This window comes from Pseudoalteromonas sp. McH1-7 (assembly GCF_013366255.1).
In the GTDB taxonomy this organism is placed as follows: Bacteria; Pseudomonadota; Gammaproteobacteria; order Enterobacterales; family Alteromonadaceae; genus Pseudoalteromonas; species Pseudoalteromonas peptidolytica.
Genome location: NZ_JABWPQ010000001.1, coordinates 43,132 through 68,070, shown reverse-complemented (window position 1 = coordinate 68,070; position 24,939 = coordinate 43,132). Strand labels below are relative to the sequence as shown.

24 protein-coding genes are annotated in these 24,939 nt (G+C 42.3%); 10 read left to right on the top strand and 14 right to left on the bottom strand.

Going from position 1 to position 24,939, the window contains the following annotated elements:
* Positions 1-35 precede the first annotated feature (35 nt).
* Entirely contained in the window at positions 36-1,700 is a 1,665-nt protein-coding gene (glnS, locus tag HUZ36_RS00295; RefSeq protein ID WP_176031706.1) for a glutamine--tRNA ligase, read from the bottom strand.
* Between the two features lie 247 nt (positions 1,701-1,947).
* Between glnS and HUZ36_RS00290 the strand changes: the two genes are divergently transcribed.
* Positions 1,948-3,018, top strand: a complete 1,071-nt coding sequence (locus HUZ36_RS00290) for a DUF3083 family protein (RefSeq protein WP_176031705.1) — start codon at positions 1,948-1,950, stop codon at positions 3,016-3,018.
* Positions 3,019-3,061: 43 nt separating this feature from the next.
* Here the strand turns inward: HUZ36_RS00290 and HUZ36_RS00285 are convergent, their stop codons facing one another.
* The 4 genes from HUZ36_RS00285 to HUZ36_RS00270 form a co-directional block, all read right to left on the bottom strand.
* Entirely contained in the window at positions 3,062-3,916 is an 855-nt protein-coding gene (locus tag HUZ36_RS00285; RefSeq protein WP_176031704.1) for a pirin family protein, read from the bottom strand.
* Positions 3,917-4,008: 92 nt separating this feature from the next.
* Positions 4,009-4,416: a fosfomycin resistance glutathione transferase gene (gene fos / locus HUZ36_RS00280; protein ID WP_128729676.1), complete on the bottom strand. Its 408-nt coding sequence runs from the start codon at positions 4,414-4,416 to the stop codon at positions 4,009-4,011.
* Positions 4,417-4,516: 100 nt separating this feature from the next.
* Positions 4,517-5,443 carry an electron transfer flavoprotein subunit alpha/FixB family protein gene (locus tag HUZ36_RS00275; RefSeq protein ID WP_147390559.1) on the bottom strand — a complete coding sequence of 309 codons (927 nt, stop codon included), beginning with the start codon at positions 5,441-5,443 and terminating at the stop codon, positions 4,517-4,519.
* A complete protein-coding gene (locus tag HUZ36_RS00270) occupies positions 5,440-6,192 on the bottom strand; it encodes an electron transfer flavoprotein subunit beta/FixA family protein (protein ID WP_125251420.1) in 753 nt (250 codons plus the stop codon). Before HUZ36_RS00270 ends, HUZ36_RS00275 begins: the two co-directional genes overlap by 4 nt.
* A 176-nt stretch (positions 6,193-6,368) precedes the next feature.
* Here HUZ36_RS00270 and HUZ36_RS00265 point away from each other — a divergent pair, with 176 nt between their 5' ends.
* From HUZ36_RS00265 to HUZ36_RS00250, 4 genes are all read left to right on the top strand, one after another.
* Positions 6,369-8,018, top strand: coding sequence for an electron transfer flavoprotein-ubiquinone oxidoreductase (locus HUZ36_RS00265; RefSeq protein ID WP_147390557.1), 1,650 nt, complete (start codon positions 6,369-6,371; stop codon positions 8,016-8,018).
* A gap of 85 nt (positions 8,019-8,103) precedes the next feature.
* The gene (locus HUZ36_RS00260) at positions 8,104-8,580 is read left to right on the top strand and encodes an acyl-CoA thioesterase (RefSeq protein WP_176031703.1); all 477 of its coding nucleotides are present in this window, start codon (positions 8,104-8,106) and stop codon (positions 8,578-8,580) included.
* 80 nt (positions 8,581-8,660) lie between these two features.
* Positions 8,661-9,407 carry an EAL domain-containing protein gene (locus HUZ36_RS00255; protein WP_125251423.1) on the top strand — a complete coding sequence of 249 codons (747 nt, stop codon included), beginning with the start codon at positions 8,661-8,663 and terminating at the stop codon, positions 9,405-9,407.
* Positions 9,408-9,594: 187 nt separating this feature from the next.
* The gene (locus HUZ36_RS00250) at positions 9,595-10,359 is read left to right on the top strand and encodes a response regulator (protein WP_128729679.1); all 765 of its coding nucleotides are present in this window, start codon (positions 9,595-9,597) and stop codon (positions 10,357-10,359) included.
* 27 nt (positions 10,360-10,386) lie between these two features.
* Here the strand turns inward: HUZ36_RS00250 and HUZ36_RS00245 are convergent, their stop codons facing one another.
* Complete coding sequence (locus HUZ36_RS00245) at positions 10,387-10,674, bottom strand: hypothetical protein (RefSeq protein ID WP_125251425.1); 288 nt, start codon at positions 10,672-10,674, stop codon at positions 10,387-10,389.
* Positions 10,675-11,001: 327 nt separating this feature from the next.
* Here HUZ36_RS00245 and tsaA point away from each other — a divergent pair, with 327 nt between their 5' ends.
* From tsaA to HUZ36_RS00230, 3 genes are all read left to right on the top strand, one after another.
* The gene (gene tsaA, locus HUZ36_RS00240; RefSeq protein WP_128729680.1) at positions 11,002-11,709 is read left to right on the top strand and encodes a tRNA (N6-threonylcarbamoyladenosine(37)-N6)-methyltransferase TrmO; all 708 of its coding nucleotides are present in this window, start codon (positions 11,002-11,004) and stop codon (positions 11,707-11,709) included.
* A 131-nt stretch (positions 11,710-11,840) separates the two neighbouring features.
* Positions 11,841-13,568, top strand: coding sequence for a proline--tRNA ligase (locus HUZ36_RS00235; RefSeq protein ID WP_176031702.1), 1,728 nt, complete (start codon positions 11,841-11,843; stop codon positions 13,566-13,568).
* Positions 13,569-13,697: 129 nt separating this feature from the next.
* On the top strand, positions 13,698-14,498 hold the full coding sequence (locus HUZ36_RS00230) for a UDP-2,3-diacylglucosamine diphosphatase (RefSeq protein ID WP_128729682.1): 801 nt from the start codon (positions 13,698-13,700) through the stop codon (positions 14,496-14,498).
* 218 nt (positions 14,499-14,716) lie between these two features.
* Here HUZ36_RS00230 and HUZ36_RS00225 read toward each other — a convergent pair whose 3' ends face one another.
* The 5 genes from HUZ36_RS00225 to HUZ36_RS00205 all read right to left on the bottom strand — a co-directional run bounded on the left by HUZ36_RS00225 (position 14,717) and on the right by HUZ36_RS00205 (position 19,293).
* The gene (locus HUZ36_RS00225) at positions 14,717-15,010 is read right to left on the bottom strand and encodes a hypothetical protein (RefSeq protein WP_176031701.1); all 294 of its coding nucleotides are present in this window, start codon (positions 15,008-15,010) and stop codon (positions 14,717-14,719) included.
* A gap of 152 nt (positions 15,011-15,162) precedes the next feature.
* Positions 15,163-16,323 (bottom strand): hypothetical protein, encoded by a 1,161-nt coding sequence (locus tag HUZ36_RS00220; protein ID WP_176031700.1) that lies wholly within the window; start codon positions 16,321-16,323, stop codon positions 15,163-15,165.
* Positions 16,324-16,504: 181 nt separating this feature from the next.
* Positions 16,505-17,713: an ABC transporter permease gene (locus HUZ36_RS00215; protein ID WP_176031699.1), complete on the bottom strand. Its 1,209-nt coding sequence runs from the start codon at positions 17,711-17,713 to the stop codon at positions 16,505-16,507.
* The gene (locus HUZ36_RS00210; protein WP_125251432.1) at positions 17,706-18,491 is read right to left on the bottom strand and encodes an ABC transporter ATP-binding protein; all 786 of its coding nucleotides are present in this window, start codon (positions 18,489-18,491) and stop codon (positions 17,706-17,708) included. Before HUZ36_RS00210 ends, HUZ36_RS00215 begins: the two co-directional genes overlap by 8 nt.
* A 1-nt stretch (position 18,492) precedes the next feature.
* Positions 18,493-19,293: a DUF3025 domain-containing protein gene (locus HUZ36_RS00205; protein WP_128729686.1), complete on the bottom strand. Its 801-nt coding sequence runs from the start codon at positions 19,291-19,293 to the stop codon at positions 18,493-18,495.
* 464 nt (positions 19,294-19,757) lie between these two features.
* Between HUZ36_RS00205 and HUZ36_RS00200 the strand changes: the two genes are divergently transcribed.
* Both HUZ36_RS00200 and HUZ36_RS00195 read left to right on the top strand, forming a co-directional pair.
* A complete protein-coding gene (locus tag HUZ36_RS00200) occupies positions 19,758-21,383 on the top strand; it encodes a M28 family metallopeptidase (protein WP_176031698.1) in 1,626 nt (541 codons plus the stop codon).
* 70 nt (positions 21,384-21,453) lie between these two features.
* Positions 21,454-22,620: a putative manganese transporter gene (locus tag HUZ36_RS00195; RefSeq protein WP_128730224.1), complete on the top strand. Its 1,167-nt coding sequence runs from the start codon at positions 21,454-21,456 to the stop codon at positions 22,618-22,620.
* Here the strand turns inward: HUZ36_RS00195 and HUZ36_RS00190 are convergent.
* Genes HUZ36_RS00190 through HUZ36_RS00180 form a run of 3 tightly spaced genes read right to left on the bottom strand, consistent with a single transcriptional unit; the run spans position 22,602 to position 24,885 of the window.
* A complete protein-coding gene (locus HUZ36_RS00190; RefSeq protein ID WP_147391029.1) occupies positions 22,602-22,862 on the bottom strand; it encodes a hypothetical protein in 261 nt (86 codons plus the stop codon). The two genes, HUZ36_RS00195 and HUZ36_RS00190, sit on opposite strands and share 19 nt — an antisense overlap.
* Positions 22,843-23,787 (bottom strand): ornithine cyclodeaminase family protein, encoded by a 945-nt coding sequence (locus tag HUZ36_RS00185; RefSeq protein WP_176031697.1) that lies wholly within the window; start codon positions 23,785-23,787, stop codon positions 22,843-22,845. Before HUZ36_RS00185 ends, HUZ36_RS00190 begins: the two co-directional genes overlap by 20 nt.
* Before the next feature lie 9 nt (positions 23,788-23,796).
* Positions 23,797-24,885, bottom strand: coding sequence for a M24 family metallopeptidase (locus HUZ36_RS00180; RefSeq protein WP_176031696.1), 1,089 nt, complete (start codon positions 24,883-24,885; stop codon positions 23,797-23,799).
* Positions 24,886-24,939 lie beyond the last annotated feature (54 nt).

Genomic DNA, 24,939 nt, shown 5'->3' with positions numbered 1-24,939 from the left:
TAAAAAAGGCCGACATAAGTCGACCTCATCAAGAGTTAACCTTGCTGTTCTATCTTAGCCCACGAATCACGCAGACCAACAGTTTGGTTAAACATCAGCGCTTCTGACTTATTGTCACGGCAGAAGTAACCTAAGCGCTCAAACTGATAACCTTGCTCTGGTTTTGCGTTTGCAAGTGCAGGCTCTAGTTTAGCATTAGCAATAGTCACCAAAGAGTCTGGGTTTAATACTTCCGTAAAATCATCAGCTGCAGCTGGGTTTGGTACCGTAAACAAACGGTCATACTGACGCACTGGCGCTTCGATACAATGTGAAGCAGATACCCAGTGAATTACGCCTTTCACCTTGCGACCATCTTCCGGGTTTTTACCTAAAGTATCAGGGTCATAGCTACAGTAAATTGTCGTAATATTACCGTTTTCGTCTTCTTCAATACGCTCAGCTTTAATCACATAAGCGTTACGAAGACGTACTTCTTTACCTAGCACCAAACGTTTGAACTTTTTATTCGCTTCTACGCGGAAATCTTCTTGTTCAATATAGATTTCGCGCGTAAACGGCAACTCACGCTCGCCCATCTCTAATGTAGGATGATTAGGCGCTCGAAGCATTTCAACTTTATCTGCGTCAAAATTTTCAATCACTAACTTAACAGGGTCAAGTACCGCCATAGCACGTGGTGCATTTTCGTTTAGGTCGTCACGAATACACGCTTCAAGCATACCCATTTCAACCATGTTGTCCATTTTGGTTACACCAATGCGCTTACAAAATTCACGAATAGCGGCAGGTGTATAACCACGACGACGAAGACCTGCAATCGTCGGCATACGTGGGTCATCCCACCCTTCAACATGATTATTTACAACTAGATCATTAAGCTTACGCTTTGACATTACTGTATATTCGAGGTTTAAGCGAGAAAACTCAATTTGCTGCGGGTGACACTCGATGCTGATATTATCCAATACCCAGTCGTACAAACGGCGGTTATCTTGGAATTCTAGTGTGCATAGTGAATGCGTGATCCCTTCAAGCGCATCGGAAATACAGTGCGTAAAGTCATACATTGGATAAATGCACCACTTATCACCAGTTTGATGGTGGTGGGCAAAACGTACACGGTAAATAATCGGATCGCGAAGCACCATGAATGAGCTTGTCATGTCAATTTTAGCGCGCAGTACACATTCACCCTCTTTAAACTCGCCATTTCTCATTTTTTCAAATAAGGCTAAGTTTTCTTCCGGTGACGTATCACGATAAGGGCTATTTTTGCCCGGCTCAGTTAACGTTCCACGATATTCACGCGCTTGCTCGGGAGATAAAAAACAAACATACGCTTTACCGTTTTCAATTAGCTCTACGGCGTAGCTGTACAACTTGTCGAAATAGTTTGATGAATAACAAATCTCACCATCCCACTCAAAGCCAAGCCACTGAACATCCTCTTGAATAGATTTAACGTAGTTGATGTCTTCTTTTTCTGGATTGGTATCATCAAAACGTAGGTTACACTTACCTTGATAATCTTGGGCAATACCAAAATTTAAGCAAATTGATTTTGCATGACCAATATGCAAAAAGCCATTTGGCTCAGGTGGAAAACGTGTGTGCGTAGACGCATGTTTGCCACTGGCAAGATCCGCATCAATAATGTTGCGAATAAAGTTTGATGGGCGATTTTCAGTTTCCGCCATAGGAAATCTTTCCTCTGAATTATGCTCTAAGTTAACCTCGGCATTATTACAAAAACTTAGCCGAACTTACAGCAATTATCTGCGCTGTATCAGGATTTATTCATTAGGTTAAGTATTAATCAGCTTTTTGTGACAAATTTTGTTCTAGCGCAATATTTCCTTCACAACTTCATCCTATAGTTGCGCCATTAAAGTACTCAACCACCGAGTATTGCTTAAATTACGTTACCTAGGAAAGGACAAAGTAATGGCTTCAATGAATTTAAATCGTGTTTACATCTCAACTAAAGCTAGAAACAACCAATATATTCTTGCCGAGTTTAAGCCGGACGATAAATTTTATGCGTGTTTTGACTCTGTTGCAGCATGTTACGAGCGCTTATCTCGCCAATTATTTGCACTGTGTGATGAATATGAATTACATAATGTTCATGTTATCGCCAATGATAAGTTACCGGTCGTTCGATATCATGATGAAGCCTACACCATGCAAACCGACAAACAAATTTTGTTTTTTTATAACCCTAAATTTCATGAAGCGCACCAAACCTATCTCGGTGATGGTTATCAAGCACGCAAAATTCGCTTGCTATTTTTAGCCACAGGTAATGAATTACGTGCCAATGCAGCACACTTTCATAACAAAGTAAAAAAAGTACTGGATGCGCTTAAAGACGGCTTCTCTTCTGTAGAGCCACAGTTTAGAGTGCGAGACCATCAACACTTGACCTACGACGTATTTGCAAAAGCAAAGGGTGACAAGGAGTCTTATGGCTATAAGCTAAGAGCCTTGTACCCACGTTATCAAGCTCGGCACTGTGCCTTGCCTGATGTACACAGTGAAATGACTTATGTAACGTTTAATATTCCTGTGTCTCGTGCAATCAAAACTGAATTTCAAAGCCAAATGCGCTCAGGTGATTACGGACAATTCTACCGCACACTTGAAGATGCGTTTTTATCTGCCTGCGCGGACAAACAGCTCAATATGGTAGCCATGGTAGCAGATGGGCGTTTACCGATTGTTAGAAGTGCAAAAATCGATAAGTCCGATACTAACCGAGAACTGCAAAAGTTAAGTTTTAATACCAGCTCAGATGATCACCAAATTTATTCACTATTTGATGAAACACACCTGGTAGATACTCTGCGTTTTGTTATTGTCGCCAATGACAAGGATAAAAAAGACATGGGCTATGGCCGTTTTATGAATCACGTAGAGACTGCAATAAAACGCTTCGTCGCTCAACTACCCATCAATATCGAGAAACAAGATGTCAATGTGCGTTTCTTTCAACACATAAGTTACGACTACTAAGTGCAACGTTTGGGCGCTCACCTTCTTGGTGCTGCGCTCCTTGCTAAGGCAGTGAAATATGTTCGAGCTTATCTTCAGGGATCGTAGCAAATCTCCCTCCTCGCCAATCTTGTTTGGCTTGCTCAATACGCGCTTTGCTAAATGATACAAAATTCCAATCTATATACGGCGTTTTCGAAAAAGCTTGTCCTCCGAGTAATATCACACGACTGTTTTTACTAAAGTGTAATTTTATATCGTCCTCTTCAAGTAATATAAACGATTGTGATCCATAAGATGTATTTGACACCTCTACTTCACCATAGATCACATATATGCCGATTTCTTGTGATTGATTTGGTCTTTCAAGATAGCTGCCAGCCTTTGCCATCACATCTACGTAAAACATTGGAGAAAACGTTGGTACAGGCGCATGCAATCCATAAGCACTCCCTATAATGACTCTTGTCATCACTCCATCGAGTTGTCTTGTTGGTAGCTGCATTCGATTGACATGTGAAAAACTCGGATCAATTTCAGCATAATCTTCAGGAAGCGCGACCCAACATTGCAAACCATGGATAGCATGGGGTTGCGCTTTGGTTTCAAACGACTCTCTCTCCGAGTGCACAATGCCACGCCCTGCAACCATCCAATTTACATCCCCAGGATGGATCTCAAGTTGATTCCCAAGAGAGTCACGATGGAGCAAGTTACCTTCAAACAAATAAGTGAGGGTTGCAAGCCCAATATGCGGATGCGGCCTTACATCGATACCATCACCAATACTGAATATGCCGGGTCCCATTTGATCAAAAAAGATAAAAGGACCTACCATGCGTTTGGCGCGCTGCGGAAGCACGCGGTTTACTGCAAGACCACCGATATCATGTGCTTTGCCATTTAGTTGAATTGCCATTACTTTGCTCCATCATGTTTTGTTTTATTATGGAGCTCAGTAACCAGAAGTAAAATGCGCAATTAAAGATACAAGCATTCTAGAAAATAGAATCACACCGCTTTATGCCAAGTGAGGCCTGAATATGGTTGCTGCTGCAAACTTTTTAACCGACTTTGCAAACTACCACTATGGATCTCAAGTTTGTGATGATCTGGGTCGAAAAAATACAAAGAATCTCCCTCACTGCTGTTTTCTTTCCACACCCCAACCCCATTTTCTAATATCGTTTTAGAAAAAGCCGTAAAGTCTTCAGCGGTAATGTTAAACGCTATATGGCTATAATCTGAGCTCGGAGCGGGCTCTCCCAAAGATAAACAAAGCCATACATCACCGAGACTTAAATACGCGCCTTTATCCCAAGATACCCATAGTTCAAACCCTAACAAACCAGAATAAAAGTCTACTGATGTCTTGAGGTTAGATACAGCTATTGTTATGTGATTTAAGCCTGTTAGCATGTCCATCTCCCTACAAATGAAAAAAGCCGCGACCAAAGGTACAACGGCTTTAACAACCAGAATTATTTTTCTTGATGTAGGCTAGCTACAAAAAGAAGCGTTACAGCGCCTGCTCAAGCTCAGGTAACGCATCAAAAAGATCCGCAACCAGACCGTAGTCAGCCACTTGAAAAATCGGGGCTTCTGGATCTTTGTTGATAGCAACAATGACCTTAGAATCTTTCATACCAGCAAGATGCTGAATTGCGCCACTGATCCCAACTGCAATATATAAGTTAGGCGCCACAATCTTTCCGGTTTGGCCAACTTGCATATCATTAGGCACAAAGCCCGCATCAACAGCAGCACGCGATGCACCAATCGCAGCCCCTAGTTTGTCAGCAATACCATTTAGCAAAGCAAAGTTTTCACCGTTTTGCATACCACGGCCGCCTGAAATAACAACCGGTGCCGCAGTTAATTCAGGGCGCTCAGATTCAGTTTGTTCAATGCTCACAAACTCACTCACTTGAGAGGCAATACTTTGCGAGCGCGCTTCAATGTCACATGCAGCTTGCGTATCAGCGGCATCAAATGCTGATGCGCGTACAGTAATGACTTTTTGCGAGTCTAGTGATTTCACGGTCGCAATTGCATTACCTGCATAAATTGGACGCTTAAAAGTATCAGCATCAATTACATCGATAATTTCAGAGATCTGCGATTTGTCTAATAACGCCGCAACACGTGGCGCGATATTTTTACCTGTGGTAGAAGCTGAAAACAAAATGTGCGAAAAGTCACTTGCTAACTCAACAACCAACTCAGATGTATTTTCTGCCAATTGGTGTGCGAATGACGCATCGTCAACTGCTACTACTTTCTGTACACCTGCAATCTGAGCTGAGTGATCCGCAGCCTCGGCAATGTTGTGACCTGCAACTAATACGGTAACGTGGCTTGCGATTTTTGTTGCAGCAGCAACCACCTTAGCGGTTTCCGGTTTTAGTACACCACTTTCGTGCTCAGCAATAACTAATACGCTCATGAGATCACCTTTGCTTCTGTTTTTAACTTGTTTACTAGCTCTTCAACACTCTCAACCATCACGCCACCAGAGCGCTTGGCTGGCTCTTCAACTTTTACCAGCTCAATACGGGGAGCTAAATCAACGCCTAATGAATCCGCAGTGATTACATCTAGTGGTTTACGCTTGGCTTTCATAATATTTGGCAGTGAAGCATAACGCGGTTCATTCAAACGCAAGTCTGTTGTCACCACAGCTGGTAGTGATAGCGACACTGTTTGCAACCCGCCATCAACTTCACGCGTCACTTGCACCTTATTGCCGTCAACTACAACTTTAGAGGCAAAAGTGCCCTGAGCACGCTTAGTTAACGCCGCAAGCATTTGTCCCGTTTGATTGTTGTCTGAATCAATAGACTGTTTGCCTAGAATAACCAGTTCTGGGCTCTCTTGTTCGACGATTTTGGCTAGCAGTTTTGCGACGTGCAAAGATTCAAGTTTTGCATCTGACTCAATATGAATTGCTTTATCCGCACCGAGGGCAAGTGCTGTTCTTAGCTGTTCTTGGCAAGCTTTGTCACCGATAGATACCGCTATAACTTCAGTTGCGGTTCCTGCTTCTTTTAAGCGCACTGCTTCTTCAACTGCAATTTCACAAAACGGGTTGATTGCCATTTTTACGTTGCTCAAATCAACATCACTGTTGTCAGGTTTGACTCTTGCCTTTACGTTGTAATCAATCACGCGTTTGATTGGCACAAGTACTTTCATGGTTACTCCATCATCTGGTTATTCTCTAAGCTGACGTCTACGTCAACAAATTATTTTGCTGGATTCAGACTACTTCCTGTTGACGTAAACGTCAACCTCAAATAACCTTAGTTTAACGAAATTCAAACTAAAGCCTCTCTTTAGTTAATCTACCGTCAAATAGTGTGAGGTTAATTATGGTCGAACGAGAAACCATGGAGTTTGATGTTGTGATAGTAGGTGCAGGCCCCGCGGGCTTATCCTGCGCTATCCGACTCGCTCAACAGGCCCAGGAAAAACAAAAAGAATTAATGATTTGTGTAGTCGAGAAAGGCTCTGAAGTCGGCGCACACATTTTATCGGGTGCCGTATTTGAGACTAAAGCACTAGACGAGCTGATCCCTGATTGGGCTGAAAAAGGTGCACCAATAACCACTAAAGTCACCGGTGATGATATTTATTTATTCAAAGATGAGCACAGCGCCACCAAATTGCCACATTTACTTGTGCCTAAAACATTTAAGAATGAAGGTAATTATATTGTTTCAATGGGGAATGTATGCCGTTGGCTCGCTGAACAAGCCGAACAGCTTGGAATTGAAATATTCCCAGGCTTTAGTGCCCATTCATTGATCATTGAGGACAAGCAAGTAAAAGGTATAGTTACCGGAGATATGGGTCTTGATAGGAAGGGTCAGCCAAAAGATAGTTACATGCCAGGTATGGAACTCAGAGCAAAGTACACGATTTTTGCAGAGGGTTGCCGAGGCCATTTAGGTAAATCACTCATCTCAGAATTTGAGCTTGATAAAGAAGCTTCTCCTCAACACTATGGCATCGGCTTCAAGGAAATTTGGCAAGTTGACCCAAGCAAACACAAAGAAGGCCTTGTGGTTCATGGCACAGGTTGGCCACTTGACAACAGCACCCATGGCGGCTCTTTTATGTACCATGGAGAAAATAACCAAGTCGTAGTCGGACTCATTATTGACCTTAATTACTCAAATCCCCACTTGAGTCCATTTGATGAATTCCAGCGTATGAAACATCACGACACCTTTGCCCAAGTTCTTGAGGGTGCTGAGCGCGTTGCATATGGTGCTCGTGCCATCGCAAAAGGTGGCTTCCACAGCTTGCCTAAAATGCACTTTCCAGGCGGATTACTTATTGGTTGTGATGCAGGTACTCTCAATTTTGCTAAAATAAAGGGTAACCACACCGCAATGAAATCTGGCATGCTGGCTGCTGATGCTATCATTGACGCCCTAGAGCAAGAGCATGCCCCATCAGATCTCGCAAGCTTTGCGGATCTGTTCAAAGCGAGTTGGCTTTACGATGAACTTTATCAGTCTCGTAATTTTGGTCCAGCAATGCATAAGTTAGGCCGTATTATGGGCGGAGCCTATAATATGATCGACCAAAATATTTTTTCAGGCTCACTACCATTTACCATTAAAGATGAACATGCTGATCATGAGCAGCTTAAGCTGGCATCGAAATCCAAAAAGATAAATTATCCAAAACCAGATGGTAAATTAAGCTTTGACAAACTTTCCTCTGTATTTTTATCGAATACCAATCATGAGGAAGTACAACCATGTCACCTTCAATTAAAAGATTCTGATATTCCAATCAAAGTTAATTTAGCGAAGTTTGACGAGCCAGCACAACGATACTGCCCAGCGGGCGTTTATGAAGTCAATGAAAATGAGCAAGGCGAAAAACAGTTTGTCATTAATTCGCAAAACTGTATTCATTGTAAAACCTGCGATATCAAAGATCCGAGCCAAAATATTACTTGGGTGACGCCAGAAGGTGCTGGAGGTCCAAACTATCCCAACATGTAGTACTAATTTATCCTAAATTGCGGGGGCGAAATGCCCCTTTCTTTCCTATACTTAGCTTAAAGTCATCGGAACTAGAGCTAAACCTATGTCGCAACAGTCCGTCACCTTCAGATTTTTAGCAGAGCCTACTGATGTCAACTTTGGCGGCAAAGTACACGGTGGGATGGTCATGAAATGGATAGATCAAGCTGGATACGCTTGCGCCGCTGGTTGGAGCGGCAGCTATTGTGTCACCGTTTCAGTGGCAGGTATGCGTTTTCATCGTCCGATTTTAGTTGGTCAAATCGTTGAGGTGTCCGCGCGCATTGCGCATACTGGCAATACGAGCATGCAGATCTTTATACAAGTCCGCTGTGGAGACCCAAAAACTCGAAGGCTGGTCGAAACCAATCACTGCATCATCAGCTTTATTGCCATGGATCAAGCAGGATACCCCATTCAGATCCCGCAATTTAAGGCGAAAACAGAAGAAGATAAAAAGTTAGAAGCGTATGCGGTAAAAATGAAAGAGATCGCTATCCAAACAGAGTCTTTACTAGAGCAAACATTGAGCGACAAATAATTCTGATCAAAAGACAACAATAAAGCATCAAGTACTTGCTGAGTCTAGTGCCGGCAGGCATCAACAAAAAGGCTAACTATATGCGACATACCTCAGCAACACGCTGCTTATGTAAGCAAAAGCTTAATTTTGATATCACCATGGCCTTTCAGCCGATCGTTGATATTAACTCCAAGTCGATATTCTCTTATGAAGCACTAGTGAGAGGAAAAAACGGAGAGAGCGCGTTCGAGATATTAAGCAATGTCAATGAAGATAACCTATATGCCTTTGATCAGCGTTGCAGAGTAACTGCGATTGAGACGTTTTCAGCGCTGAGCCAAACGGATAATCTCAACATTAATTTTATGCCGCAAGCTATTTATGAACCTCAAGCTTGCCTCGAGACTACCATAAAAAGTGCCAAACGATGTCAGTTTCCAACGAAACAGATTATTTTTGAAGTAACCGAGCAAGAGCAAGTGATTAGCCGCTCTTTTCTCACAACAATTTTCAAAACATATAGAGAGAATGGATTCAAGACTGCTATTGATGATTTTGGTGAAGGGTATGCTGGCCTTAGCTTGCTTAGTGGGTTTCAACCTGATCTTATTAAACTTGATATGTCGCTGATCACTGATATTCAAAACAATCATGCTAAGCAAGCTATTCTCAAAGGCATGATTGTCACCTGTGATATGCTCAATGTGAAGCTACTCGCAGAGGGAGTAGAGACTCGGGCTGAATACGAGTATCTCAAGCAGGCTGGACTAACCTTGTTCCAAGGTTACTACTTTGCCAAACCAGTTATAGAGTCGCTTCCCACAGTTGACTGGCATAAAGTCTGATACACCCGAGCGAGGACAACACAGAGAGTAATCACTAGAATATTTTAGCTCATATTATTTAAATAGGTATCAGTGAGTTGCTTATTTTTTGACATCATTCACGCTTAAGTTTTGTTCTTGATGCTTACTAATTAGTCATAGCTGTGGTAGGATCCGCGCCGAATTTTTTGGCTTAGGTTGGTTTGTGGTGAGAAATGTACAATTTTTAGTAGTAGACGACTGTTTAACAGTGCGCAATCTTGTACGTAACATCATCCATACTCGCTTGGGCTCAGACAAAGTCATCCTAGCGACAAATGGTGTGCATGCTACTCAAATTCTAGAGTCTCACCCGATTGATATTATTATTTCAGATTGGAATATGCCTGAAATGAATGGCGAGGAACTACTATATCATGTCCGGAACAATCACCAGCTAAAAGATATTCCATTCATCATGATGACCTCCAACGGCGGCCGCGATTTTGTCATTACAGCAATACAAAACGGAGTAAGCCATTTTGTCGTTAAACCATTCAAAGCTGAAAAACTAGAAGCAGCTGTTAACAAATCATGGAATAGTGCAAGCAAACGCCAATCTACTCGACACTCAGCGCTACCTCCACATAAGGCGCTGATATACTCGGGACGCACTCTTATCAATGGACAAATTACAAACATTAGCCGAACAGGTATGCAGCTACAAGCTCCCTATTCTGAAGCATTAAAATTATTCCAAACGACCAAGTTTGACGTTACATTCGAGCACGATACCGGCTTAACACTACTGAATTTAGCCGCTCTACACGGCACTATCGTGCGCATTGAAGTAAACGATGAGCGGGTAAAGGACTGTCTCTTTGGTGTTAGATTTGATCTAGAGGCATTTTCAGAGACAACTCAAGTTAGCGTTGACGCGTTGTTGGACTTCTTAGATAAGCAAGCACCTGACGAAGTCAATAACGATCATTAAACCTACTAGTAGCTTCCGCCTTTGGTATTAAAGTAGATTTCGCGCTAGTGTAAATATCACCTTTTCACTTGCAGCAATAGCCTCTTGCTTACTTAAATTCCCTTCTTTTAGTAGTTGTACGCTCACTTTTTCTGCTTCTTGACTGAGTAAAGTATCTAATTCTTTGGGACTAACTACACCATCGGATAAGTTTGACACGATAGCTTGTAGTGATGCGCGACGATTTGAAATTGCGCTTATCAGTATAGGTCTGAGTGGCGACGAATGGCATAGGGCTTGTTGGCAGCTTTGATGAACTTTTTTATAAAATTCCATGACAACTATATACCATTTCTTATTTTTTGCGCTCGAAGCTTTTCCTTTAGCCCTTGAATAGGCTTAATCTCAGCGACGAGTTTTTTATATTCGTGCGCACGGGTACCAAGAATTTTATCGCACTGATGCTGTGAATTGTCATTAAGTTGGTAAAATAACTGTTGCTTATCCATAGAGAGAGAATCAATCTTATTTTGTTTACAACTTTATACTAAAAATCAAAATAAAATAATTACACCACATTACAGCGATGGCACCCTTTTGAGATTTTGTGAAAAACACAATTGATAGTAAACTCACGCTACTTAGATTTAGATAGAGAAAACGGTGGAACCTGTCAAAATTCAGCCCATTGGCTATATTCAATCACCTTACAAACAAAAATTCGCTATTCCAAGACAACCAAGGCTTGTCCCTGAAGCAAAAGCCAAGTTGCGCTTTGTCGGCGAATTTAATCGCGAAGAATTTGTTCGTGGGATTGATGAGTTTACGCATATTTGGCTGCTATTTCGTTTCCATGAAACGGCTGATAAAGGTTATTCTGCTCTCGTTCGTCCACCAAGATTAGGTGGTAATGAACGCAAAGGTGTATTTGCGACTAGGGCAACTTTTAGACCTAATGGCATTGGCATGAGTGCAGTAAAACTCGAGGGTATTGAATACAAAAATGGTCAACTAGATTTATTATTATCTGGAATTGACCTATTAGATGGTACACCCATTATTGACATCAAGCCATACCTTCCATACTCAGATGCCTTGGTGGATGCTACCGCAGGCTTTGCAGACACCAGACCTGAAACACAAATGTCAGTCAGTTTTTCAGATGATGCTGCAACCTTTATCGAAAAGCAAAAACAATACCCAGAACTAAAACAGTTTATTACGAACGTACTTAAACAAGATCCTCGCCCTGCATACAAGAAAAAACGTGCATCACAACAGAGCTATGGTATGAGTTTATATGATTATAATATCCGCTGGAGCGTAGATGGTGAGCACAATCATGTCACTGAGATTTCGTCAGCTAAATAGTGAACACCGCAGCTTACCAATAAACTACTAAATTATGAAAATGTTTAGGTATTAAAGCTTTTTAAGCGGCAATAGCACTGCTAGAATAGCCGCTAATAAGAGAACAATAAGTAACTTATACTGGAATAAGAATGCGTACAAGTGAATATATATTGGCGACTCAAAAAGAGACGCCGTCTGATGCCGAAGTGGTAAGCCATCAGTTAATGCTTAGAGCGGGTATGATCCGTAAACTTGCATCTGGACTTTATACTTGGCTGCCATCAGGCTTAAAAGTTTTCCGCAAAGTCGAAAGAATTGTCCGCGAAGAAATGGACAAAGCGGGAGCGATTGAGCTTCTCATGCCAGTGATCCAGCCAGCAGAGTTATGGGAAGAGTCTGGTCGTTGGGAGCAGTTTGGTCCTGAACTTTTACGTATTAATGACCGTCACGGCCGCCCTTTTGCGCTGGGCCCAACACATGAAGAAGTGATCACGGATCTTGTACGTCGCGAAATTAATAGCTATAAACAACTTCCAATCACACTTTACCAAGTGAGCACAAAAGTGCGTGACGAGGTTCGTCCACGCTTTGGCGTAATGCGTGCACGTGAATTCACCATGAAAGATGCTTACTCATTCCATATGAGTGATGAATGTCTTGAAAAAACCTATCATAAGATGTTCCAAGCTTACTGTAACATTTTTGATCGTTTAGGCGTTGACTACCGCCCAGTTATCGCAGACAGCGGTTCAATTGGTGGTAACTTATCGCACGAGTTCCATGTACTTGCAGAGTCTGGTGAAGATGCTATCGCATTTAGTGACGATAGTGATTATGCGGCAAACATTGAGAAGGCTGAAGCGCTAGCGCCAACTGAAGCTCGTCCAGCCCCAAATAAAGAGCTCAATAAATTTGACACGCCGGAAGCTTTCACCATCGCAGAGCTAAAAGCAAAGCATGGCGTGAAACCGCACCGTGGCGTCAAAACACTTATTGTGTATGGGGCACCAAATGAAGATGGTCATCGTGGTCTTGTCGCGCTTATTGTTCGTGGCGACCATGAATTAAATGAACTCAAAGCTGAAAAACTAGCACTAGTCGATTCACCACTTGAAATGGCGAGCGAAGAAGATATCGTCAAGGCAATTGGTGCAAAACCTGGTTCACTGGGCCCTGTTGGTCTTTCAATGCCTATTATCGTAGATCGCAGTGCCGCAGTAATGGCAGACTTTGTAGCTGGTGCAAACAAAGATGGTGTTCATTATAGTGGTATCAACTGGGACAGAGACGTAAACGACTATACTGTTGAAGACATACGTAACGTAGTCGAGGGCGATCCAAGCCCTTGTGGAAAGGGTAAAATCCTGATCAAACGCGGTATAGAAGTTGGTCACGTATTCCAGCTTGGTACAAAGTACTCAGAAGCGATGAAAGCCGGTGTCCTCGGTGAAGAAGGTAAAAACCAAACATTGACCATGGGCTGTTATGGTATTGGTGTTTCACGCATCGTTGCCGCGGCAATCGAGCAGAATAATGACGACTACGGTATCAAGTGGCCTGTTGCCATTGCGCCATTCGAACTTGCTATCGTGCCAATGAACATGCACAAGTCTCACCGTATCCCTGAGATAGCAGAGAAATTCTATACAGATCTGCAAACTAAGGGTATAGATGTATTATTTGACGACCGTAAGGAGCGTCCTGGCGTTATGTTTAACGATATGGAGCTTATTGGCGTACCGTATACCTTAGTAATAGGTGAGCGCAACCTTGATGAAAATAAGGTTGAGTTGAAAAACCGCCATACTGGCGAAAAGTTAATGCTTGATATTGAGTCTGCGGTAGACACTATCGTTAATGCAATTAAAAGCAAATAAGTACGCTTGAGTTTCCAATAGAGGGGCATTCTTTTGTCTGCCCCTTTGTCATATTACCTTCTTCTAATTGCCCTGTATCTGTCACCTTTACCTCTTAGCATTATTATTATTACGCTAAAGAGTCAGGCCATGAAAACAACGTACTATCCGAGTATTTGGATCTCAGATGTCCATTTAGGCTACAAGGACTGTAAAGCAAAGTTCTTGTTAGATTTCCTCAACAAAACAGAATGTGATGTACTATACCTAGTGGGTGATATTGTTGATCTATGGTCAATGAAACGCCAATTCTTTTGGGATCCCTCTCATTATCAGGTATTGGAATGTATACAAAAAAAAGCTGAAGCTGGTACTCGCGTTATTTACATTCCCGGTAATCACGATGAAACCTTTAGGCATTATGGCGGACAAACACTCTTTAAAGTCGAAGTACACAAAACCTTCATTCATACCACTTCGGCAGGTAAACGCTTTTTACTGCTACATGGTGATGACTTTGATTCAGCAACTCGCTACAACAAACTGATCAGCCTCATTGGTGACACCGCTTATGACTTTTTATTGTTTTTAAATCGTTGGACCAATCGTGTACGACGGTTATACGGAGGCCATTATTGGTCACTGGCATCTTGGCTTAAACAACGTGTACATAAGGCGAGAGAAGCTATTGCAGCTTTTGAAAATGCCGCTATTCATGAAGCGAAAAAGCAAGGCGTTGACGGTATTATCTGCGGGCACATCCACCAGCCTGAGATCCGTGTCGTAGACGGCATCGTTTATTGTAATGATGGTGATTGGATAGAGAACTGCACAGCATTGGTAGAAAACCAAGCTGGTCGTATCGAGTTGCTGCATTGGTCAGACGTACAATCTGTCCTCAGTGTCGTTGAAATGGAAAGTATGGAAACCAATAATGTTAAAGCCGCTTAATTAACCTGAGCTGCGGATAATTAATGCCTTTCTAGCAGCCAGTTTTAGCGCAAACTGCGTTGAATTCACTTCCAATAGCCAGCTATTGGTGCGTAACTTCGCCTTGTTTTCCCTAAAACTCTCTGGCTAGACAAGGAAAAAACTAAGTTGTGCTTTGACAATAATGAGTTGAAACATTCCTTATCCAAACCTCAGGTTAATTAGCGGCTTCTTTTTAATCACTCATCCTTTAATAGCTTATGCAGTAAATCGATGCGCTTATTAGTACGCTTATTTTGCACGTATGCCTGAGCGTTTAAGCTCATCATCAGGATCAGCAGTATGTATAAAATAGGTTTTTCGATAATTTCTGGATAACAATATACCAAAAATACGACTGCCGTTAGCATACCTGCACTTTGATAGAATCGCTGTTTATTGTTAGGCCGCAGCGAGATAAATTCTCTTAGTGTCGCTTCCTTTTGCAACATTTCCTCAGCCAAAGCCTGAGGATAATCCTGATTGTGTTTCATATTTAGTGTTTATACCTAGTGTTAGCACAGTGCATTTTTTGCACTTATCTGAGCTTTTTGCCATGTTGGCTGTATTATATTAGTCTTCATGCTTGCTTAGTTTGAAAAAACGAATAAACAGCAAAGTGTTTATTTTGGCGATAGAAAATAGCTCACTTATTTAAGATGATTGGTATTACATATGTCGTCATTGCCCAAACAATTATACCTAAAATAAAGACAAGGATACCATATTTAAAGTGTTTCACTATTGGGAAAACCGCTTTATTCGTATGCGCTACCGACAGCGGATACTGCCAATGCGTTAACGCTAGCAGAAGTGGCTCGGCTTCTACGCTCATGCCAGAGAGTGAGACCGTCGTGCCGTATTCTGTGTCAAATACTAACTCAACAATATGATTACGACGAGTAGAAGCGGCTAATCTATCTAGGTCACTGACCGTGAATGTATTCCAGTGTGCTTTAATACTTTTAACTTCGCCCTTGTTTACCTTTCGAGGCTGTTTATCTTTAAACAGTAACGCGGGTAGCAATAGGCTGTCTTTCTCAACCTCAATTTCGTTACAGGGAGAATGATAAACAAAATAGTGTTTATTACTGATAAGCACACACGTCAACCAGTAGCTCAAATAGGTGAGCACCAACAATACTAAACCCGCTACATAATTTTGAGATGAGTAAAGCACAGCGCCAGTCATAAAACCAAAGCCCCCTACTACCATCCAAGCAATATGGCGCTTCTCCCGTGGTGTTGGTAGTGCGCATCGTAATACTGGAAAGCACGCCTCAATCGCTCTATTATTTCTCATAAATGAAGGAAATAACTCAGCAAGAGTTACTGGGGTCTCACGCGCTGCTCCGTCAGTATAGGAAGCTCCAGTTTGACCTTTGTTTTGATCAAAACCTACTCCTGACAATATCTCGTCAAGTTGGCTGGTTTGCTTCAAACACGAAAACGAATAGATGGCAGGCCGCTTACCATTAGCAAGGTAGCTAATGCCTAAATAACTGAGCTGTTTATTCCCCTCCACTGACATGTCAGTTACCGTTTTAAGTGGTATTAGAGATTGATGTATTGTCCAAATGTTTCTACTTAGCACCGACAGTTGCTTTGTGATCACAACTTGTTTTTTAAAAGGATCAAACGTTAAGCGATGACAGTATGAAAATAGCACCAAGGCAATGATTAAGTAGACCAGCGCTTCGATGAAACTTGAAGTGAAAAAATGCAGCACTGACGATAACAACAATAACATTGCAATGCCGCTAGTTACTGTTTCACTGACAGACTTTAGTTCTGTGGTTGATGTCATCTTTACATTCCTTGAGTGACAAATATTGAAGCTTAAAACTTCCGCCCGCTATCCTGAAACTAACCTGAAGTCGGGGTAAACATTATGACGAGTTTAAGTTAACTACAACTCCGGCATGTATTAAGGCGCTAATCGTACAGAAAAACGCCATAATTCTCAATAATTACTGCTGCCTTGTACTTTACCTAAACAGTACAGTTTCTTTATTAAACCACTTGACGCAGCAGACAAGGAGACCTGCTGCTAATACCGCTGATGCACCAAATATCAGAGCAACATAGCTATAATCAACGGTGCCTTTAATGATTTCTTTTATGGCCAACGCAACATTAGTTATGGGGATCAAGGCCGTCTTAGCCGTCAATTCCATATTTGGCATTAAAGACATCACTATGGGAATAAAAATCCCCATACTCAGTGGCCCCATATAGTTTTGTGCTTCTTTAAAGGTTCTTGCGTAAATGGAAATAGCCAATGTCAGTGATGACAGCATAACTGCAACTGGCAGTAGCAATGCAAAAATTAAGACAAAGTCCATCATGGCCACCGAAGAAAAAGCAATTTTAATGACATCAAGCTCGACGAAACGACTCGCTATCCCAATCCACAACGCCATACTAGAGACCGTAATAAGGGCACAGAATATTGAACTACTCAGTACAGTTAAAAACTTTCCTAATACCAATTCAGTGCGAGAAATTGGGGTCAATAATAGCGTCTCTAAAGTACCACGCTCTTTCTCTCCTGCACCTAAGTCTATTGCCGGATAACTCGCACCCATCAGCACTAATGGGATAAGCATGTAAGGGATAAATGCACCTAACTTTTCACCTAAGTTTTCACGCTTATCCGCAGTATCTACCTTGGTAATTGAAATAGGTTGTAAAACAGCAGCTTGCTGCTCTTGAGATAATCCCAAAGCGGCTAATTTCAATGCTCTAAGTTCATCGGAAAATGACATTGCCAGTTTAGATAAACGGTCATAAATAAAGTTAATCGATTGGGCATCATTGAACACTATTTTCCATTCGCTTTTAATGCCCGACTCTAAGTTTTTCGCAGGATCAGCGGGGATAAATATCCCCACATCAATCACACCATTACGGACAGCGTCACTGAGCGCTTCAACACTATCAAGTGCTAGTTCTCCATTATATTTTTTAAAACTTTTATGATAAAAAACTTGTTCTGAAAACTTTTCGGCAAAGGACTCGTTCACAATATAGTACGTATGCACTTCCTGTTTTGCTTCCATCGCGGCTTGTGATGCCATAAACCCTACTAATGCCATGATCACGGGAAACACGAGCATGGGTAGGGCTATCACGAAAAATAGTGTTTTACGGTCGCGCAGAAGCTCCCTGAGCTCTTTCAAAAATACTTCAAACATGCGCAGCTCCCGTTAATAAATTCAAAAATGCTTGGTTTAGCTCGTGACTTTGGCCTTTGGTTTTAAATTCTGCAAGGCTGCCATCGAAACAGGTTATCCCCTTGTCAATTACAGACACTCGGTCACACAACAGTGCCACTTCATCTAAATGATGAGTTGAGAATATAACGGGTGTGCCAGCTGATTTAAGGTCACGGATAAATGAGATTACGGTTTGCGTAGTCATAATATCAAGCCCCGTAGTTGGCTCGTCTAACACCACCACCTTGGGGTTATGCACTACTGCTCGTGCAATATTTGTTTTTTGCTTCATTCCAGTCGACAAATGCTCTGCTCTTTTATCTAGAAAAGTTTCCATTTCCAAGCGTTGAAACAGTGCATCGCATCTGGCTTTTAGCGCTTTTCCTTTTAATCCATGAAGTCGAGCAAAGTATTCTACATTTTCTTTGGCTGTAAGACGGCCGTATAGCCCCGTTGAACCAGAGAGAAAGCCTATTGCCTTACGCGCCACAACTGGCTTTTTTACAATATCCTGACCGTCAACCAAAATAGTGCCATCGTCTGGGGTTAGTGCAGTAGAGAGCATACGCAAAGTTGTGGTCTTTCCTGCTCCATTTGGCCCCAGTAGACCCAGTACCTCTCCCTCACCACAGTGTAGGTTCACCTCCTCCACACTGTGGAAAAAGCCATCTCGCTCTCGAGGATCTGTCTGACTCTTTTTCTTTTTATGTTCGCGAGTTAGGGCAAAACGTTTTTTTAGTCCGCTAATAGCTATCATGCTATTTCCTTCTTTTCGGTCTGAAATAGTCCGTGTTTTGATAAAATGCAAGGTCTTGTGGTTCATACCAATTTGGGATCCCCAGCAGTGGAATTGGCGACATTTTGGTATTGTCCTCAAGTAAACCGTCACTAATAAGTTCAACCAGTTTGGTATCGAGCCAAATATATTGCTGAGCAAGTGAAAGCTGCCAAAAAGCAGCATCAACATTGATACACACCAGCTTTCCCGTCAACCCAATAAAGGGATCCGTTAGCATTTCATAATTTGCATGACCAAATACAAAAGGCTTTAAACTTTGCGGCCACTGGGACTTGTTGTCATAAAATACACGCTGCCAATCGTGGGCTTTAAACGCATCTCGCCACATGTCATCATCTATTGCTAATACCAAACCACATTCATCAAATAACGTAAGGGCATTGCGTTTTTTACTTCTCTGCTTTAAGCCAAACTGTTCTATTTCTTCGATATGTAACGCATTTAACAGTGCTTTTGTTTTTGGGAATAAACACCAAATAAGCGCGCCAAATAAATCATGCCAATTTTGACTGCGTGTTGGTACTTGGTGAGTTTCATAGATAATTTCTTCGTAGTATTTTTCACCAAAGTCCAGCGTTTCGTCGGCCACAAACCGAGTATTATATTGTTGTGAGCTAATGGTGTTTGCGTGTGATGATAGCCACTGAGGTGTTGGCCAGTCTGATTGGCTTTTTAAATCAAACAGCTGATTCAAATGGGAAAAGGGTTCGGCCTTTAAACATGTAACCTGCCACGCCTCAGGCGCTGTAAACTTTTTCATAGGATTGAAATACTTAACATGCAATTAGCTGGCTATTTTACTTAAGCGTTCGATACTTGGCAAAAGTCAATTGTAAATGACCGTAACTGCACACAACGCAAGTAATACCAATTTTCTAAATTAAGTAGTCTATTTTGAGGCGAGAAAATCTTGTCGATAACTCCGCTACCGCGTCCTGCTATCGCTAAGGTACCTACATCCATATAGGCAAGGCAAAAACTTTGCTATTTAGTTGTTCTAAGTGAGAAATTTTTAACGCTGTTAGCGTCAGATTAACTCCTTCAAATTGAGCAAGTATTAAGTCAAATTGGTATAACATCGCGATGGTGATACCTGATTGAAAACGACCCTACAAGCTACTAGTAAGTCGCTTCTATAAAGTGATGAACGTCTCCTTATTCTCGAACTTTACCGTATTTTGTGTTACAAGTTACGGGTTCCTAACAAGTAAAAGAAAGGCAATTATGAAACTTAGACTGGCGCTCAGCGCACTCTCTGTTGCTGTACTTGCGGGCTGTGTTAGCACAAGCAATAGCCCTCAAGACATCGACACTGCGTATAACAGTATTAATGATGCTCAACTAAGAGCTCACATCAAAACACTCGCATCTGACGAATTTGGCGGCCGCGCACCGTCAACTAAAGGGGAAGAGCTAACACTTGCCTATTTAACCAAACATTTTAAAGCACTTGGCTATGAGCCTGGTAATGGCAATAGCTTCCTACAAGAGGTTCCCCTTGTCTCGCTGGAAGCAGACCCTAATATGACGTTAGAAATTGGTGGCAAAAGCTACGAATATAAAAAAGATATGGTGATGGGCTCTGCTCGGATCAGCGAGCTTGAATCAATTACAGATTCAGAGCTTGTATTTGTTGGCTACGGTGTTAACGCGCCTGAGTACGATTGGAATGATTATGAAGGGCTAGATGTTAAGGGTAAAACAGTTGTCATGCTAGTCAACGACCCTGGGTTTGCTAATCCTGATTCAGGCAAGTTTACTGGTGAAGCAATGACTTATTACGGCCGCTGGACGTATAAATACGAGGAAGCTTCTCGTCAAGGTGCTGCTGGCGCTATTATTGTTCATGAAACCGCACCAGCTTCTTACCCATGGAGCGTAGTGGAAAACTCTTGGAGTGGACCACAATTTGGTTTCCAAAAAGAAAATAATAATATGGATCGTGTGGCTGTTGAAGGCTGGGTAACCGTTGACGTCGCAAAAGAATTATTTGAAAAAGCAGGGCTTGATTTCGAGACCGCTAAGGCAAAAGCGGCGCAAGGCGCATATCATGTCGATATGGGCGACCTCAGTGCCTCTGTCACAGTCAAGAACACGATTAAAAAATCTACTTCATATAACTTTATTGCTACCCTTCCTGGCAGTAAAAAATCTGATGAGCACATCATCTACTCTGCACACTGGGATCACTTAGGTATCGACCCAAACCGTAAAGGCGACCAAATCTATAACGGTGCTCATGATAACGCAAGTGGTACGGGTGGCATGATTGAAGTCGCTGAAGCCTTCACTAAGCTACCAACACGCCCTGACCGCTCAATTACATTTTTAGCGGTGACGGCCGAAGAGCAAGGCCTGCTAGGCTCTAAGTTTTATGCTGCAAACCCAGTGATCCCTGCAAAGCAAACTGTTGCTAACATCAATATGGATAGCCTAAACCTTTTAGGTAAAGTAAAAGACATCAGCGTTGTGGGTATTGGAAAGTCAGAGCTTGACGAAATGCTAGAAATAGCTGCAAAGGCGCAAGACCGTGCAGTCTCAGGCGATCCTCGCCCAGCGGCTGGTGGTTACTACCGTTCGGATCATTTCGCGTTTGCGAACATGGGCGTACCAGCAATGTATGCAGGTGGCGGAACTGAAGCTCGAGATGCCGCTACTGAAAAGTATCGCAAGCGCATGGGGCTGGTATTGCGTGGTTGTTATCATCAGCCATGTGATCGCTACCGTGACGAATGGGATCTAAGCGGTGCGGTGCAAGACCTGCAACTTTTCTTTAAAGTTGGCTATGATGTGTCTCAACAAAATGAATGGCCAAAATGGAAAGCAACCGCCGAGTTCCAAAGAAAATAATACAAATGATATTGATTTTCATTTAATTTAAATCTAAAGTGCAACTTAGATAATACACGGGTTGCACTTTATGCTTTCATCTCTTCTTCGATACTCTCAACCAGCACACATAGCTAAGGTGAGTTTATTGTTTAACAAACGTCTGGTTTTACCGATTTTCATCATCGTACTTTTGGCATTTGAAACAGCCAGACCTATTGTTCTTGGCGCACTAAGTGATGCCTTTTTTCAAGTCAGCGTCTTCGTTGCGGCCACTTTACTTATCTATTACTTTTTAGTTGATAAGATCCCACAACTCAACCTGAATTATCTCAGTGCTAAATCACCTATTCTTGAAATTATCATGGCGTCAATATTAGGCGCTTTACCCGGCTGTGGTGGTGCAATCATCGTTGTTACTCAATTTACCAAAAAGCAAGCTAGTTTTGCCTCTGTTGTGGCAGTGCTTACAGCAACGATGGGAGATGCCGCGTTTTTGCTATTGGCTAAGGAGCCGCTTACAGCCGTCATAATCATTACAATGGGCGTCGGTGTGGGCATTGCAAGCGGAGTTGCTGTGCACTTAATTCATAAACCCGACTTTTGTGTACCACAGCGTGTTAACAAAGTCGAAGAAGAAGCCCTTCATGTCAGTCGTGCTTTCAGTATCAGCCGTAAGGTTTGGAAATTATGTTTACTTCCAAGTCTGGTAATTGCACTGGCTATCGCGTTTAACTTTGACATGGCACCATTTGAAAACATAATAATATGGCTAGGCGCTATACTGTGCCTTTTCGCCGTCAGTGTTTGGGCACTAAGTTCAAAAGGTGTCAGTTATAAAGACATCACCTGTGAAGAGGGTGAATGCGACCCGCCTTCTAAGCTTACTCGGGTTTTACAGGACACGCATTTTGTCACCGCTTGGGTGGTTGCAAGCTTCTTACTCTACGAATTATCTACCGCATATTTAGGGCTTGATCTGGCTATGTGGTTTAAAGACTACGCTATCTATGCACCACTTGTAGCTATACTTGTCGGGCTGTTGCCTGGTTGTGGACCACAGATTGTTGTGACGACTCTGTATCTTCAAGGTGTGGTGCCCTTTAGTGCACTTGCAGCAAATGCTGTAGCTAACGATGGTGACGCGTTATTTCCTGCAATTGCACTGGCGCCAAGAGCAGCACTATTTGCTACTTTCTACTCAGCAGTGCCCGCATTTATTGTGGGCTACGGCTTATTTTATTTCTCACTGGGATGATAATGCCGAATGCCATTATCATCCACCATCACGTAACAGCTATCACGATTTTGGAACGCTTTATAAAAGGTGTCATCATACAACAGCTTTTCACTTTTTGTATCACCGCCCGCCCCTTGATAGCTGACTAACATGTGGCACTGGTGACATATTAAGGGATTAACCAAGCGTTTGTCTGCGGCTTTAATTACTGCGGTGACCTCATATACTTTGCCTTGCTCTTTACTTTTGAACCAAGTCATATACTAATTTTGCTCCTATTAAATCACTTAATGCTGTTCCTACAGACTTAAACAAAGTAATTTCATGCTCATCACTTCGCCTGAGATTATTTTTAGCCATTTCGCTAAGCTCTGCAACTATCTTTTCGGCGCTGAATTTGCCTTCACTGATCGGCAATAATAGTTCGCCGGCTTCGTTTAATACATTAGCGCGACTGTCAACAAATACTCGACTTCTCACCACTGTTGTTGTATCGCACTCTCGACAATGCTTATGGTGATTACCAATACAATCTATATGCGTCCCCCCGCTTAGCCACTCGCCATCAAATAGTGGCGAGTGACTACCAGTCGCGCAACTGATCACATCTGCTGATGCAATAACAGATGCAGTTGCCCGCTTGTAACGCACAAACTCAATATCTTGATATTGTGATGATAGCAACTCTACTAACTGACCACTTTTGTGTTCATTACGTGCAATTATGGAAACTTTAGAATAATTTCTGACGCTTAAATGAGCGTTTATCATATAACTCGCTAAATTTCCTGACCCGAAAAAGACCAAATGCTTAGCATCCTTCGGTGCCAGATAATCTGCTGCTAATGCTGACACTGCAGATGTTCTCCATAACGTTACCTCAGTGCCGTCCACCAATGCCAGCGGTTCACCAAACTCGCGCCCGAATAGCATGATTTTAGAGTAAAGTGTCGCTTTATCATGCTGGGGATTGCTCGGAAAATACGTAAATGCTTTGACCCCTATCACGTCTGCATTCCACGCGGGCAAAACAGCAAACGCATCATGATTATTACGGCTATCATCCAACTCAAAAACTTGTCGTGCAGGGGTGCCCGCGGCTTGTGCAAAACCGTGCTTAAGCGCCTGTATTAGCGTTGAGTAGTTAAGGTTATTTATTACTTCTTGACGAGAGATAATCTGCATCTTGACTCCTTAGCTCGCGAGCTGAAAGTTTTGCGGAGCATGGGTTAAACATTTAGACCCACTTTCTGTCACTAAGACATCCTCTTCAAGCCTTATGCCGCCATAATTTGGAATATAAATGCCCGGCTCAATGGTGATGATATTGCCAACTTCTAATTGATGGTCAACGCCAGGTTTGATAAATGGCTGTTCATGCAAAAATAATCCAACACCATGTCCCAAACCTTCACCTGCGTATTGTGCAAATGGACTATTACTGAGCACTTGATGCGAAGCTGTATTCAACTCGCTACAATTGACCCCAGGTTTTATCAGCTCAAGCGCTGCGTGCTGAGCTGCTTGCACTGTTTCAAACATTGATTGTTGCTGTTGGTTTGATTCACCAAGTACATAACTTCTTGTCATATCAGAACGATAACCGTTTATTACAGCACCAAAATCGATGAGCACTAAGTCTCCGAGGTTGAGTTTAGTATTACTTGGGTTTCCATGAGGGAGAGATGAGCGCGCGCCGAATAGTAAAATAGTATCGAAAGCGACGCCCTCAGAGCCTAATTTTTGCATCTGATATTCAAGCTCAATCGCAACTTCTCGCTCCGTAGCTCCCGCTTTGAGAAAACGCAATGTATGCGCAAGTGCAGAGTCTGCAATCTCTGCTGCCCGTTGAATACAGTGGATTTCATATTCATCTTTCACTTGTCTAAGCGATTCCACCCATAGCGGCGCGGCTATCAGCATCTGACTTTTTGAGCTGGTATTTAATGACAAAAAATCTGCGTGACTAATGTGATGCGCCTCAAATGAAACCTGACGTACCTTACCCAGCAACCTGAAAATACAGTTGGGCAAAGATTCTTCGTCACGATTTCTTAGCACAACCTCAACGCCGACGGCTTCATTGCCTGCACGCTCAAAATACCGGTAATCGGTGATCAGTTGATGTTGTCCATTAGCTCGCACGAGTAATGTTGCTGCGTGGCCTGTAAAGCCGGTCAAATACACAATATTTTCGTAGCCATAAACAATAAGAGCATCACTTTGATGTTGTTGTAACTTCTTAATTAAACGTTGTTGTCTGGCTGAATAGTTAACCTGCATAGAAGTCAGCACCCTTTTTATTGATCTGTTTTAATAAAAGTCATGTTCACTAAA